Annotated in this window: 13 protein-coding genes and 2 pseudogenes; 9 read left to right on the top strand and 6 right to left on the bottom strand. The window is 65.6% G+C overall.

Annotation, left to right across the window (positions count from 1 at the left end; translation table 11 throughout):
• The first annotated feature begins 23 nt into the window (after positions 1-23).
• Positions 24-1,091, top strand: coding sequence for a coiled-coil domain-containing protein (locus A8G18_RS12150; RefSeq protein WP_064064084.1), 1,068 nt, complete (start codon positions 24-26; stop codon positions 1,089-1,091).
• Positions 1,092-1,169: 78 nt separating this feature from the next.
• Here the strand turns inward: A8G18_RS12150 and A8G18_RS12145 are convergent, their stop codons facing one another.
• The gene (locus A8G18_RS12145) at positions 1,170-1,610 is read right to left on the bottom strand and encodes a VOC family protein (protein ID WP_064064108.1); all 441 of its coding nucleotides are present in this window, start codon (positions 1,608-1,610) and stop codon (positions 1,170-1,172) included.
• 1,081 nt (positions 1,611-2,691) lie between these two features.
• Here A8G18_RS12145 and A8G18_RS12140 point away from each other — a divergent pair.
• The 5 genes from A8G18_RS12140 (at position 2,692) to A8G18_RS12120 (ending at position 6,798) form a co-directional block, all read left to right on the top strand.
• Positions 2,692-3,123 (top strand): hypothetical protein, encoded by a 432-nt coding sequence (locus A8G18_RS12140; RefSeq protein ID WP_064064083.1) that lies wholly within the window; start codon positions 2,692-2,694, stop codon positions 3,121-3,123.
• A gap of 375 nt (positions 3,124-3,498) precedes the next feature.
• On the top strand, positions 3,499-3,843 hold the full coding sequence (locus tag A8G18_RS12135; protein WP_064064082.1) for a lycopene cyclase domain-containing protein: 345 nt from the start codon (positions 3,499-3,501) through the stop codon (positions 3,841-3,843).
• Positions 3,840-4,181: a lycopene cyclase domain-containing protein gene (locus A8G18_RS12130; protein WP_064064081.1), complete on the top strand. Its 342-nt coding sequence runs from the start codon at positions 3,840-3,842 to the stop codon at positions 4,179-4,181. Before A8G18_RS12135 ends, A8G18_RS12130 begins: the two co-directional genes overlap by 4 nt.
• Positions 4,178-5,752: an FAD-dependent oxidoreductase gene (locus tag A8G18_RS12125; protein WP_064064080.1), complete on the top strand. Its 1,575-nt coding sequence runs from the start codon at positions 4,178-4,180 to the stop codon at positions 5,750-5,752. Before A8G18_RS12130 ends, A8G18_RS12125 begins: the two co-directional genes overlap by 4 nt.
• A 2-nt stretch (positions 5,753-5,754) precedes the next feature.
• Complete coding sequence (locus A8G18_RS12120; protein WP_064064079.1) at positions 5,755-6,798, top strand: DUF5914 domain-containing protein; 1,044 nt, start codon at positions 5,755-5,757, stop codon at positions 6,796-6,798.
• A gap of 122 nt (positions 6,799-6,920) precedes the next feature.
• Here A8G18_RS12120 and A8G18_RS12115 read toward each other — a convergent pair whose 3' ends face one another.
• Positions 6,921-8,174 carry an acyl-CoA dehydrogenase family protein gene (locus tag A8G18_RS12115; protein WP_064064078.1) on the bottom strand — a complete coding sequence of 418 codons (1,254 nt, stop codon included), beginning with the start codon at positions 8,172-8,174 and terminating at the stop codon, positions 6,921-6,923.
• A 56-nt stretch (positions 8,175-8,230) separates the two neighbouring features.
• On the bottom strand, positions 8,231-9,109 hold the full coding sequence (locus A8G18_RS12110) for a TetR-type transcription factor C-terminal domain-containing protein (RefSeq protein WP_064064107.1): 879 nt from the start codon (positions 9,107-9,109) through the stop codon (positions 8,231-8,233).
• Between the two features lie 241 nt (positions 9,110-9,350).
• On the opposite strand from A8G18_RS12110, the gene A8G18_RS12105 reads away from it, so the two are divergent.
• Both A8G18_RS12105 and A8G18_RS12100 read left to right on the top strand, forming a co-directional pair.
• Positions 9,351-10,325, top strand: a complete 975-nt coding sequence (locus A8G18_RS12105) for a cyclase family protein (protein ID WP_064064106.1) — start codon at positions 9,351-9,353, stop codon at positions 10,323-10,325.
• 8 nt (positions 10,326-10,333) lie between these two features.
• Complete coding sequence (locus A8G18_RS12100) at positions 10,334-11,992, top strand: class I adenylate-forming enzyme family protein (protein ID WP_064064077.1); 1,659 nt, start codon at positions 10,334-10,336, stop codon at positions 11,990-11,992.
• Positions 11,993-12,145: 153 nt separating this feature from the next.
• Here A8G18_RS12100 and A8G18_RS12095 read toward each other — a convergent pair.
• Positions 12,146-12,654, bottom strand: a pseudogene (locus A8G18_RS12095) (SRPBCC family protein).
• Between the two features lie 39 nt (positions 12,655-12,693).
• On the opposite strand from A8G18_RS12095, the pseudogene A8G18_RS23410 reads away from it, so the two are divergent.
• Positions 12,694-13,008: pseudogene (locus A8G18_RS23410) on the top strand (helix-turn-helix domain-containing protein); the annotation flags it as partial.
• Between the two features lie 184 nt (positions 13,009-13,192).
• Here the strand turns inward: A8G18_RS23410 and A8G18_RS12090 are convergent.
• A complete protein-coding gene (locus A8G18_RS12090) occupies positions 13,193-13,606 on the bottom strand; it encodes a lipopolysaccharide assembly protein LapA domain-containing protein (protein WP_084421742.1) in 414 nt (137 codons plus the stop codon).
• 190 nt (positions 13,607-13,796) lie between these two features.
• Positions 13,797-14,048 (bottom strand): DUF6480 family protein, encoded by a 252-nt coding sequence (locus A8G18_RS12085; RefSeq protein ID WP_016933973.1) that lies wholly within the window; start codon positions 14,046-14,048, stop codon positions 13,797-13,799.
• Positions 14,049-14,448: the final 400 nt, after the last annotated feature.

Here is a 14,448-nt window from a genome sequence, read left to right as displayed (position 1 = left end):
GAGGCACCACGACGAGGACATCCATGACCGACACGCACCCCCCTGCACCCGAAGCGACCTCGCAGGCGGACGACTCGCCCAAGCCCCGGGTAGGGCGCCCTCGGAAGTACGCCACCGCAGCCGACCGTGTGCGCGCCTACCGCGAACGCGAGCGCGCCAAGAAGGAAGCGGTCGGCATGGCCCCACCCGTGGTCGAAAGCCCCGACGACGCGGTCTCCGCCCTGACGGCTGCCGCCACCGCACTGCGTGCCCTGGCCACCAATACCGTCGAGCAGCACGCCGCGATCGCCGAGCGGATCACCACCGCGGTCGACAAGCTCACCGATGCCGAGGCTCTCGAAGCGCAGATGACACGGGCCGCCGCCGAACTCGCCAAGGTCAAAGCCGACGCCGACGCGAAGGTCGTGCGGTTACGCGAGCAACTCGCCCAGTCGATCGAAGACCGCGACAACGCGGATGCCGCTGTCGCTGCCGTCGACGCCGAACTCGCCGACGCCCGTGCCGCTCACGCCGAACAGATGCGCGGACTCGAAGAAGCGCACAACGCCGAGCTGACTCGATTGAAGGACGAGCACGCCGCGACGCTGCAACGGTGGAAGGACGAGTTCGAGGCTGCGGCTGCCGAACATACGCGGACCCTCGGCGAGCTGCGGGCGACGATCGCCCAGCAGGACGAGTCCCTCTCTTCGCAGCGACGGCAACTCGACGACGCCACTGCACAGCACGAGCGGGCGACCGGGGAAATCACCGACCTGCGTGCCGAAATCACGCGCCTGCAGGCGGTTCTCGACCGGGAGGTCGCAACCCGAGAACGTCTCGACACCGAACTCACAACCGAGCGCGAACGCGCATCCGACCTGCGGAGCCGGCTCGAAGACTCACGCATCACCGCTGCTACCGCCCAGGCGGCCGAAACCGCGGCACGGGCGCGCGGCGACGAACTGCGTGCCGAACTGGCGACGCTGCGCGATGAGATCACCACCCTGCGCGACGAGACGAGGACACAGCAGGCCGAGAATGCCGCACTCAGGACCGAATCACGCGCTCTGCGCGCCGATCTGGAGGCAGCGAGGGCACTCGACAAGGGCTGAGCCGTCAGCTGTTCATCGGATGCGTGTCCCCAACGGCTCAGAAAGTTCGGCACCGATCTCTGCCCGCGAAGGCGAGCGTCAGCCGAGTTGTTCGAACAGCGAGACGATGATCCCGTCTGGTCCTCGCACGTAGGCCATCCGCACGCTGTTCTCGTACTCGCCGATGCCCCCGACGAGCCCGTATCCCTGCGCAGCAACGGAGTCGACGGCCGCCTGGAGGTTTTCGACCTCGAACGACACATTGCGGATCCCGAGCTCGTTCGGCATTGCTGCCGGCGAGCCAGGAAGGTGACCCGGCGTGATGAAGCTCGCCAGCTCGAGCCGGGCTCCACCGTCCGGCGGTCGGAGCATCGCGATCTCGCAGTGCGTGCCGGGGAGACCACAGACGGTCGTCGGGAAGTCGCCTTGGACAGAGCCTGTGCCCTCGGCCTCGAATCCGAGTCCGACGAAGAACGCCGTCGCGACCTCGAGGTCCGAAACGGTGAGGCCCACGTGATCGAAGCGTCGCACGTGTGTCATGGGATCCATCCTTCGGTGTTGTCCGGTCCGTTCGATGCCGGGACGGAGTCGGTGCTCGGATCTCGACATCGCGCGTGGCTGCCGACCGCCACCCGGCTCTACGGCTTACCTACTGCCCTGCTACGTGCGCCTTTGATCCGAGAAGACCGGAGAATCATCAGCAGACATAGTCCGAGGCCCCACCCCAGCTCCGACAACATGACGCCTACTCCAGCCTGACCGGTGTCATCGGTGCCGGCGACCACGCCGAATGCGGTAGTGAACCCTGCAGCCGTACCTGTTGCGGCCGCGAGCCCGCCGCTCAGCGCCCAGCGAGATCGATGAGCGGCAAAGAAGCACGCCAGCACTACGGTCACTCCACAGGCGATCACCTGCCAGGTGGGGAACTCGTTCGGTGCAGGGAGGCCAGGACCTCGGAACTTCCCGTCGTATTCGGCCGACCAGGTCAACCATCCTGCGCAGGAAAGAAATCCGAGCGCGAATGCTACTGCGCCGGTCGCCCACAGTCCGAGCCGACCGGCGCCCGTGAATCGGGTCCGTGTCGAATTTCGGCGGGCCGGTGCGTGGCGGAGAGAGGCCTGCTCCGACTGCCGGGCGAACCGCACGATTCCCGCACCGAACAGTGTGGGAACGCCCACGAGGATGAGCATGTACCCGAGGAACTGCGACCAGGAGAAATCGAACGCGGTGACCATAGGAGGCAGTCTTCTCACAACGCGCATGACTCGTCCACTCCTTACCGGCGATCCCGAATCGGAGCGGCAGAGTCCTCCCGTACTACGAACAGGACCGGACTCCCCATCCGAGAGCAACCGCTCACTCGACTGGGCCGGTGGGTACGGGCGCATGGATTCGGCCACCGCCATGTCCCAGCGTCCCGACTTCGGAAATCCGACCTTCGTGGACTCGGCCCCGTCGCCGACAAGGATCGATGCGGTCGGTGGCGTACGTCGAAAGCGAAGATGTCCCCCTCGCCGACTCGCGGTACGTCACAGGTGGCGTCAGTCGGTCGACCGCGGGATGATCGAAGTACTCCGATGCTCGACCCGAGGTTCGACCTTGCGCACAGAGGAGAAAAGCTGTGAGAGTAAGTCATCTTCCCTTGCGTCTGACAACCGGCGCGTTCATTCTCAACTCGGGCCTCGGTAAGCGAGCACTTTCTTCCGAAGCTGCCGCCGGGTTACAGGGTATGGCCGCCAACGCTGTTCCCGCTGTACGCACGATGCGTCCGGAGACTTTCGGCAAGACGGTCTCCGCAGCCGAAACGACCCTCGGCCTGGCACTGCTCGCACCGTTCGTGCCCTCCGCGCTTGCTGGGGCCGCACTCGCGGCCTTCAGTGGTGGATTACTGACCATGTACTGGAAGACCCCCGGCATGCACGAGCACGGCTCGATCCGACCCACCCAGGACGGCACCGCCGTGGCCAAGGACGTGTGGATGTTGGGCATCGGTGTAGCCCTCGTGACCGACGCACTCGATCTCGGACGGCGAACAGCGGTCGCGGCTCGGTAGAAGCTCCACCTCGACGGCGCGCAGACAGACAGGCACGCCGAGCTCCTGACGTGGCCTGACCGGACATTCGGCGGATCGCGCGCCGGCGATCGTCGCTGATCGACGGGGCCACCGATATCTACTCACCGATCGACTGCGGTGTCTCTCCCTGTGCTTTTCTGCGCCATTCGGGCATGACCGGACCGATGTCGTGATTGGCTGTATTCGCGGATGCGTTGTCGACACGCGTCCGCAGAATGACGGAGTAGCGCTGAAATCATGGTCCGAACCGTGCTCGGTTGCGACGCTCCCGGCGATCAGGAGTCCGCCGGTCGGCCGAGATGCCCCTGCTGAACGCGAGCTGCATCGACTCCTTCACCCTGAGCGGAGTGTGAGATGGATTCCTGGCATTACGTGTTCGTCCTGGCGGCCTGCCTGATCGTGACCGCTCCCCTCGAATGGGGTGCCCGGGTCTACCGGCAGCCGGCCCGCGTCGTCCGAGCTGTCGCGCCGGTGGCACTCATCTTCCTGGCCTGGGATGTGCTGGCCGTTACCGCCGGGGTCTGGAGCTTCAATCCTCGCTACGTCACCGGGCTGGAACTACCGGGACACCTCCCGGTCGAGGAAGTCTTGTTCTTCGTCGTGATTCCGTTGTGTGGACTGCTCACCTACGGCGCCGTCGAATTTCTGTCGGACCGGTTACCACAAGGTCGACGGCGAACCGGGCGGCAACGGTCATGACCGGTCTCGGATACACGCTGCCTGCAGCGATCGCGGTCCTGGCTGTATGTCTCGCCGAGACGGTGGTCCTGCGTACCGGCCTGTTCCGACGGCCCGCCTACTGGCTGAGCATGACCATCGTGCTCGGCTTCCAGATTCCGGTGGACGGCTGGCTCACCAAGCTCCACGCCCCGATCGTGATCTACAACGACCGCCACATCAGTGGTGTTCGCTTCCCGCTCGATATCCCGATCGAGGACTTCCTGTTCGGATTCGCATTGGTCACTGCAGTGCTGCTCGCATGGGAGCAACGCCGTCAACGGCGCGCCGACCGGAAACGGACACCAGAATCGCGATGACGCCCCGCACTCATGTCGATCCGCGGCGTATCCGGCACCGGGCACCACCGGGTCTGCCCGACGCCGCACTGCTCCCGGCACGCCCGCACGTAGTTGTCGTCGGAGCCGGTATCGCCGGACTCGCGGCCGCGACCGGCCTGGCGGAACGGGGCGTGAGCGTGGACGTCGTCGAGCGCGAACGTTACCTCGGCGGACGCGTCGGAGGTTGGACAGACCACCTCGCCGATGGCACCCCCGTCGCGATGAATCGTGGATTCCACGCCTTCTTCCGGCAGTACTACAACTTGCGGGCATTGTTGCGCCGCACCGACCCCGAACTCCGCTTCCTGACACCGCTCGACGATTACCCCCTGATCGATGCACACGGTCGACGAGACAGCTTCCGCGGTCTGCCTCGCACGCCACCATGGAACGCGCTCGCCTTCGTGCTGCGCAGCCCCACATTCGGCCTGCGCGACCTGATGCGCATCGACCCCCGTGCCGCGGCGCCGCTGGCAGCGGTGTCGGTTCCCGACATCTATCGTCGACTCGACCGGCTCGATGCCGAGACGTTTCTGGAACGGATCAACTTCCCTGCCGCCGCCCGGCACCTGGCTTTCGAGGTGTTCTCGCGCAGCTTCTTCCTCGAACCGGCGCGCATGTCCGCGGCGGAGCTGGCCACCATGTTCCACATCTATTTCCTCGGCTCGAGTGAGGGCCTGCTCTTCGATGTGGCCGGCACCAACTTCGACGAGCTGTGGGAGCCGCTACGCGAATATCTGACAGCCGAGCGAGTCCCGTCCCGTACCGGCACCGTGCGCTTCCACACCGGTGTCTCCATTGCCGCCATCGACACCACCACCGGCGCTCCATTTCGGCTCTTCGACACCACCGGCACCTGGGTGGATGCCGACGCTGTAGTCCTGGCCACCGATGTCGGCGCGCTCGGCCGTATCGTGGCAGCCTCACCCACCCTCGGCGACGCGGCCTGGCGGACTCGAATCGAACACCTGGGCACCGCGCCCGCATTCCTGGTACAGCGACTCTGGCTCGACCGGCCCGTCGACGAAGACCGCCCGGCATTTCTGGGGACCGGCAGCCTGCATCCGCTCGACAACATCAGTGTCGTCAACCGCTACGAGGACCGAGCCCGCCACTGGGCTCATCGCCACGGCGGATCGGTGATCGAACTGCACGCCTACGCCCTGCCCGAGACCGCGACCGTCGACCCGGACCGGGTCGCACTGCGACAGCAGATGTCGGCGCGACTGCACGCCCTGTATCCGGAAACCGCGGACGCCCGTATTCTCGGCGAACGCCTGCAGTACCGACGCGACTGCCCTCGACTCGGCCCCGGAGACTTCGCCTCCCGGCCCACCGTGGACACCCCACACCGCGGATTGGTGCTGGCCGGGGACGGAATCCGTATCGACCTACCGGTGGCGTTGATGGAACGGGCCGCCACCACCGGATGGTCGGCAGCCAACCACCTGCTCACCCACTGGGGCGTGAGCGGCCACGACCTGTACACCGTGCCCACCCAAGGCCGATCGGCGCTGCTCCGACGACTGGCCGCTCGAGAAAGCCGCTAGCCATGAGCATTCCGGAACCGATGTACCGACGGTGGCCTCGGACGTGGCCGCTGCAACCGATCCCACCGACCTCCTGGGCGCGGCAACAACCCACCTACCAGGATGCCGACCCCCGCGTGATCACCGCGATCCTCGATCGAGCACAACAACGACCCTCCGGCAACTGGTACGTCTTCGCCGCCGGCGACGCCATCCGTACCGATCGCCCGCTGGCCGCCTCCGTCGCCGGCGTCGAACTCGTCGCCTGGCGCGACTCTCGGCAACAACTTCATGTCGGGCCCGGCGCCTGCCCCCACCTCGGCGCGCCTCTGGCCTCGGCAGTCCTCGACTGCGACAACCTGGTGTGCCGTTGGCACGGACTACGCCTGGGCCCCGACGCCGGGCACGGGTGGACCCCGTTTCCCAGTCACGACGACGGCGTCCTGGCTTGGGTCCGTCTCGACCACATCGGCAACGAACCCCCACTGGACGCGCCGGTCATCCCGCCACGACCGCCGGCCCGTACCCACCTGGCGGCCGTAGCGACCCTCACCGGAATCTGTGAACCGGCCGACATCATCGCCAACCGACTCGATCCGTGGCACGGCGCGTGGTTCCATCCCTATTCCTTCACCCACCTGGAGGTCCTCGACGCGCCCAGCCGCCACCGCACCGACGACACCGGCGACCGATTCGTTGTCGCTGTGACCTTCCGCGTCGGCGGCGGGCTCGGCGTCGCGGTGAAGGCCGAGTTCACCAGTCCGGAACCTCGTACCGTCGTCATGCGCATCATCGACGGTGAAGGCACCGGCAGTGTCGTCGAAACTCACACCACACCCCTGGGCGTCGGAGCCGACGGACATCCGCGCACCTGTGTCATCGAGGCTGTCCTCGCCGACTCTCCCCGGCGCGGCTTCGCCGTTGCACGCCGTGCTCACCGTGCCCTCTCACCAGTACTCCGTAGGGCCGCGACCCGACTGTGGCGTGACGATCTGGCCTACGCTGAACGGCGTTATCGGCAGCGCAGCCTGGTCGATCGTGGTATCGGTCCCCGACTGTCGACCTGAACCATCCACTCCTCGGGCAACGGCTCGAGTGTCGTCTTCCCGGTTCGCATGACGTGAAAGTTCCTCCGCCGGCCGGAACCGAGCTCATCGCTCACGCGGGCGTTACTCCCTCGGCCCGGAAGTTACCTCGCATATCTGCGCAGTTCGTTCTTGGCGATCGTGCGCAGGTGTACTTCGTCGGGGCCGTCGTAGATGCGCATCGCGCGGTGCCAGCCGTACATCGCGGCAAGGGGAACGTCGTCGCTGATACCGGCGCCGCCGTACACCTGGATCGCTCGGTCGATCACCGCGAGGGTCATGCGCGGCACCGCGATCTTCGCCGCGGACACGTAGGGGGCTGCGGCCTTGTTGCCGTGTTCATCGATGGTCTTGGCTGCAAGACGACACAGCAGCCGGGCCTGTTCGATCGCGACGCGCGATTCGGCGATCTGGTGCTGGACGACACCCTGCTCGGCCAGAGTCTTGCCGAAGGCGACACGATCCTGGGCGCGGGTGGTCATCAGCGCCAGGGCCCGTTCTGCGGCGCCGAGAGCGCGCATGCAGTGGTGGATGCGGCCGGGTCCGAGACGCGCCTGCGCCATGGCGAACCCACCGCCCTCCTCCCCGAGGAGATTCTCGGCGGAAACGCGCACGTCGTCGTAGACGACTTCGCAGTGCCCGTGCTGGTCGTGTCGTCCGAACACCGGCAGGTCGCGGACGATCGTGACGCCGGGAGTGTCGATCGGCACCAGGATCATGGACTGCTGACGGTGGGTGTCGGCAGAGGGGTCCGTCTTTCCCATGACGATCAGCAGGGTGCATCGGGGGTCCGCAGCGCCACTGGTCCACCATTTGCGGCCGTTGATGACGTAGCTGTCGCCGTCGCGCTCGATGCTGGTCTCGATGTTGGTCGCGTCGGAACTGGCCACGGCGATCTCGGTCATGGAGAAGGCCGACCGGATCTTCCCGTTCAGCAAGGGGTCGAGCCACTGCTTTTTCTGTTCATCGGTACCGAACAGGTGGAGCAGTTCCATGTTGCCCGTGTCGGGCGCTTGCCCGTTGATGGCTTCGGGTGCGAGATGCAGGCTCCAGCCGGTGATCTCGGCGAGTCCTGCATAGTCCAGCTGTCCGATGCCGGATTCGGAGGGTAGGAACAGATTCCACAGGCCGCGCCTGCGGGCCTCGTCCTTGAGGGTTTCGATGACGGGTGGAACGGTGTGGTCGTCGGGACCGACGTTGCGGCGGTAGGTCTCGTACTCGTGTTCGGCAGGGAACACGTGGCTGTGCATGAAATCCACCAGCATCTGCTCGAGTTCGAGTGCCCTGGGCGAGGGCCGGAGGTCCAGCGATTCGGTATTCGTCTGCGCGGTGAGCATGCTGTCGGCTACGTCGGTCATGTGAGTTCTTTCTCGAAGGGCCGTGAAAGGGATGTCATGGGCGGCTCGTTGTTCCGTCAGGGTCCGCGGGCGAGATCGGCGCCCCGGTATTGCATGAGATCGAGGGCGTACTCCACATACAGGTCTGCTACCTCTTCCGGGCTCATCCGGCCTCCCGGTCGCCACCAGGTGGGGAGGGCGGTGCACATCGAGACCACTGCGCGAGCGGCGTCCTCGGGGTTGCGGACCCGGAACGATCCGGCGCGTACGGCGGCCAGTACCTTCTCGTCCACGACCGCCTGCTGCCAGTTCCTCTTGCCGGCAATGATCTGCCGGTTCTCCGGTGTGAGAGCACGCATCTCACTGGTGCCGATGAACCCGAGTTCACGGCGGTGCGTGTGGTAGAGGGCCAGGTTCTCGATCAACAGCGTGAAGACCGTGACGGGATCTCGGCCGGCGCCTTCGGTGAGCGCCCCGCGTGTGCGTTGCTCGAGGTCGTCCATCGTCACCTGATAGATCGTCATCAGGATGTCCTGCTTGCCGGTGAAGTAGTTGTAGATCCCGGGAACCGACAATCCACAACGATTGGAGATTTCACGCATGCTCGTGCCGTGGTAACCCACGGCGAGGATCTCCTCGAGCGCTGCCTGGACCACAGGCGCCAGCGACAACGGTTCGTACTCGCGCCACTGCCGGCGTGCTTGGGCCTGCCCGGCTGGGTCCGAACGAATCGCAGGGGGGGCGCCCGGCTCCACTACCGGTGTCGCGAGCGCCGCCCGACCGGCTTCGAGGATCTCCGCCGGCCTCACCCCGAGTGCGTCGGCGATGCGGTTCAGGCGATCGACGGTCAGTCCGGTCTTGTCGTTCTCGATCTGACTCAGCGTGGCCGGACTGACGTCGATGCGCTGAGCCAAGCCCCGCAGCGTCATGCCGCGCGCCATCCGTACCCGACGCAGACCTGCCCCGACCGATGCCGACCTGTCGACCGAAACCGCGCCCACCGACCACTCCCGTGTTTGGAATAGCTGAACACTGCATACACGATCCTCGACCGCCTCGGGCAGCGTATCCACTTCCACGGCTGCCCCGCAGGCATTTTCGCGAGCACATCGAAACGTTGACGTCGGCAGGTGTGACGTGCACCATAGACTTACCGAGCGTGTGCTCGCTCCCGCTGTTTACCCGATGGAGGACAACATGACCGAGGTCGACGCTCCCGCGATGCGTGAACTGCTCGGAGAGAACGCGCCGAGCAATTGGGGCAAGTGGGGACCCGACGACGAGTTGGGCGCCCTGAACTACCTCGACGCGAGCGAAGTGCTGCGCGGGGTGCGGCACGTCGAGTCCGGCGAGACCTTCACCCTGCAGATTCATATGGGACGCGCCGAGAGCCCCGGCGACCCGCTCTGGCCGGGTCGCGAAGGCATCAAGCGGCAGAACGTGCTCGACGAGAGCTCCTGGGACGGTGACGGTGCACCGGCCTTCCCCGGCGGCCTGCACTACGCCGACGACACCGCACTGGTCTTCCTTCAGGGATCGACCCAGTACGACGCGCTCGGACACGTCTGGTACGACGGCAAACTGTGGAACGGATACGACGCACGCAGCACCGTCGGAGGAATGGAGAAGGCCTCCGTCCTCCCGATCGCGGAGAAAGGGATCGTCGGCCGCGGCGTTCTCATCGATATGGCCCGGCATCGCGGCAAGTCCTATCTCGACAAGGGTGAGACATTCGACCACCGCGACCTCGAAGAAGCGGCGACCGCCCAGGGCGTGACCATCGAACCGCACGACATCCTGATCATCCGCACCGGATGGCTCAAGTACTGGTACGAGCTGAACAACCCCGAACAGTTCTACGACGGATTCTGCGAACCCGGCCTGACCTATTCCCCCGAACTCGTCGAGTGGTTCCAGGACAAGGAGATCCCGAACCTGGTGACCGACACGATCGCCAACGAGGTGACCTACGACCCGCAGAGCGGCGTCGCATTGCCGCTGCACTGTGCCCTGATGCGCAATCTCGGTGTCACTCTGACGGAGATCGCCTGGCTCGATGATCTCGCCGACGCCTGCGCCGCCGACGGTCGATGGAGCTTCCTCTACACCGCCGCGCCACTGAAGATCGTCAACGGCACCGGCGCCCCGGTGAACCCCATCGTCATCCGCTGAGGCGAACCATGAGCATCTACGACGACAAGGTGTGGTTGTCGCAGTACGACGCTGCGCAGCGGGAACCACGAACGATCGAGTTCGACAATGCCCTGGCGATGTTCCGGGCGACCGTCGAACGCAATCCGGACGCCGACGTCATCCGTTACTTCGACGGCCGAATCACCGCAGGCGAACTCGACGAACTGAGCGATGCATTCGCCGCCGGCATCCTCGACGCCGGGTTCCGTCCGGGCGAACGAGTCGCGATCTATGCACAGAACGTGCCCCAGTTCGTCATCGCTCAGGTCGGAACGTGGAAGGCCGGCGGTATCGCCGTGTCCGCCAACCCGATGTACCGCGAACGCGAACTCGAGGAGATCCTGCACGACTCCGGTGCGACGGTCCTGGTGGCGCTGCAGTCGCTGTACATCGACGTGGCAGCGAAGGCCGTCGAGTCGACCGACGTGCGCACCCTGATCACCACGTCCGAGTTGGAGTACCAGAGTGCGAACAGTGGCACCCTCGCCGGCGTCCAACGCATCGAGTGTGCGGGCACCACGGACATGGCGGAGATGCTCGCGGCCTTCCGGGGTAAGAGCGTCCCCCCTGCCGAGATCGGCCCCGACACGGTCGCTTTCCTGACGTACACCTCCGGGACCACCGGCCCGCCGAAGGGCGCGATGACCACCCACCGCAACGTGGCGTTCAACGCGCAGACCTACCGGGACTGGATCGACATCGGCCCCGACGACGTCGTCCTCGGCGTCGCGCCGCTGTTCCACATCACCGGACTCGTCGGCCACATCGCCTTGTCGCTGCTGACCGGTGCACCCCTGGTGCTGATGCACCGCATGGATCCGGCCGACGCCATCGACACGATCGAGAAGCAACGCGCCACGTTCACCGTCGGATCGATCACGGTGTTCATCGCATTGATGAACGCCCCGAACGCGAGCAAGGAGGCCCTGGCGAGCCTGACCAAGATCTACTCCGGCGGAGCACCGATCCCACCGAGCACCATCGCGGCGTTCGAGGAGAGATTCGGTCACTACATCCACAACATCTACGGTCTCACCGAGACGACCTCCCCGTCGCACGCGGTGCCGCTCGGCAGGCGGGCACCGGTCGACGAGCTGACCGGAGCGACCTCCGTGGGCGTGCCGGTCTACGACACCGTCGTGCGGATCGTCGACGACAACGGCAACCACCTTCCCCCCGGTGAGGTCGGGGAGCTCGTGACCGCGGGGCCGCAGGTGGTGGCGGGTTATTGGAACAAGCCCGAGGCCACCGCGAACTCGATCCCGGACGGAGTGCTGCACACCGGCGACGTGGGCTACATGGACAGCGACGGCTGGTTCTACATCATCGACCGCAAGAAGGACCAGATCAACGCCAGTGGCTACAAGGTATGGCCTCGCGAGGTCGAGGACGTGCTCTACGAACACGACGCCGTTCGCGAAGCCGCAGTGGTCGGTGTACCCGACGAATACCGCGGAGAGACGGTCAAGGCCTTCGTCAGCCTCCGGCCCGGAACCACCGTCACGCCCGAGCAACTGATCGCATTCACGAAGAAACGGCTGGCCGCCTACAAGTGCCCACGCTTCGTCGAGATCATTCCCGACATCCCCAAGACGGCAACGGGTAAATTACTGCGCCGCCGGCTGCGGACCACAACACCTTCCTGACGGTCGTTACGGCGGAAGCGCTGTCGACCCCGCGAACCCGTGACGCGTGTCCGACCTGCAGTCGGTACCGATACCGTAGCGGGTGAGCGGACACACCTGTCGCCCCACCGAGAGGGTGCCGACCCGAACTTCTCGGGTCGGCACCCTCTCGTGTCACATCCGGGGTATGTCCGACAACAGCTCCGTCCGCCCTACCGGTCCTCGAGGAGTGGGTCGGTCCACGTCCCCGCGCCACCCACCGGTCTCGTGTCCGCTCTGCTCGATGAACTCCTTGAACTTCTTCATGTCGTTCTTGACCCGGTTGCCGAGAACACCGAGCTTGTCGGCGACATTCTCGACGAATCCCTCAGGGTCGACATCCATTTGGGCTGTCACTCGGGTCTTCTCGTCGGCGAGACGATGGAACGTGATCACTCCCGCGTGGTTGGGTCCCGAGTCCGAGGTCCACGCCACCCGCTCGTCCGGATGTTGCTCGGTGATGGTGGCATCGAACTCGCGGACCTGACCTGCGATATCGATCACCCAATGGACATGTGTGTCGTCGAGTTGCCGGATCTCTCGAACCCTCCCATGAAATGGGGAAACGATTCGAACTGCGTCCACTGGTTGTACGCGACCCGGATCGGTACATCGACATCGACGGCTTCCGTGATTGTGCTCATGACGATTGCGTACCCCTCCCCCGGGAAGGCCACACCCGGCACGAGGTCGCACACGATGCCGGACGGCGCGTCGTCGCCGCCGCGGGGGGTGATCTTCTGGAGACGCTGGGCGGCTGCGGCTATCTGCCCCGCGCCGATGCCGACGGCGGTATCGACCTCCGCAACTGCCCCTTTCACCTCGTCGCCCGAGACCATCTGGATGTGGTGTGCGGGTTGAATCTGCACCTGATCGAGGGTTTGATCGCCGGTAGCAGCGAACCCCATGCGCATGCCGAACTGGAACCGAGACCGGACCGGTGTTGCGTGGTGATCCACAAAGCAGTCGCCGGTTCGAGAACTGCGCCGAACAGGTGACGGACGCGCCGCATACCGTGCGGGCGGCCTCAAACCGTGCCGGCGGCCTCGTCGGTGTGCTTGCCGCGGCGATCGGTATCGATGCGTCGGCCGCGTGTTCACTCGCCGCCGATATCACCCGTCATCACTGTGACGACGACGCGACCGGGACAGCACACCACGGAGGTGCGGTAACCGGGGTCCGTCATCGGCCGGTGCCGAGCGTGCGCTGCCGGTTGGCAGCGTGGCGGAGCTGCAGGATCCGCAGACCGCCCGCGATTCCGACGATCGCCGCTCCGGCGATCGCCGCGAACAGCAATGCCACGCCCAGCGGCAACGAGAAGTCCCACCCGAAGAGTTCGAGGGTGATGCTGTCGAGATTTTGCAGGATGAATACCAACAGCAACAGCAGAATGAGGACACCGAGTATCAGAGCGGTCCACAGGGCCCCGGTACGAGTCCCCCGGATGCCTTTGCCACGGGCAAGGTCAGGATGCAGTCCGGCGACCGCGTCCGGATCGGGTGTCGTGCCCGACGGGGGAACCGGAACGTCGCTGCGGCGCGCGGAAGGCGAGAAGTCGGAATTCGAATCGCCTGGGCCTCTCGAGCTGGTTGTCATATCGGTCGAGTACCCCCGTCGTGCTCCGGTTATCCCGTTCCGTTCGGTCGCTCGAGGAGGGACACGGACGATGCGACTCGCAGTCGGCGGTAAGCACCACGAGGTCGACTCGTAGGCCTACACGCAGATAGCTCGACTCCGATAGAGAACTTCACTCCTGGATACGCTCGCCCCTCGCGTCTTCGACCGTTCAGAACAGGCCGATCGCTCGGACGATCAGCCCGACAGCAACCACCAGCACGACGATCACTGCAATCGCGATAGCAACGAGAGCACCGACACTGCGACGTTGCGGCGGCTCATGTTGCGGACCACCCACAGCGGTCTCGGCGGGCGGAGTATCTCCGGGCGCCACGCCTCCTCCGGGTTCGAGACCTGGAGTATTCGCGGGATCGGGGTTCTGCGGATCGAACCTGGACGCATCGGCATTCTCGTCAGCCATGCTTACGTGTACCCGAAAATCAGCGGCCGACGCCTCGATTGCCCCTATACGACGCGACAGTACTGAGGTCGTGAGTACAACCCCTGGGGCAACGATTCGGTGATCTCGAATTTCACATGTCCGCTGACCCGCGCGGATAAGCTGAAATCGGCCTAACGATGGACCGGCACGGGGCTTCGGCGCCGATAACGCCCCTGTTCCCAAGCCTTTCGATCTCGGGAGGAAGCATGACCGATTCACCGCAGGATCCCAGTAAAGAGGAAGGACGGGAAGGGCCGGCGGACGGCGGCGCAGCGGGCGTCCCGGGCGTTCACGACGGAGGTGCCGACGGCGGAGCCGACGGAGGTGCCGACGGAGGAGCCGACGGAGGAGCCGACGGAGGAGCCGACGGAGGTGCCGA

Source organism: Rhodococcus gordoniae, assembly GCF_001646655.1.
Lineage (GTDB): Bacteria > Actinomycetota > Actinomycetes > Mycobacteriales > Mycobacteriaceae > Rhodococcus > Rhodococcus gordoniae.
Note: the sequence above shows the minus strand (reverse complement) of the source record. Positions and strands in the feature narration are given on the sequence as shown.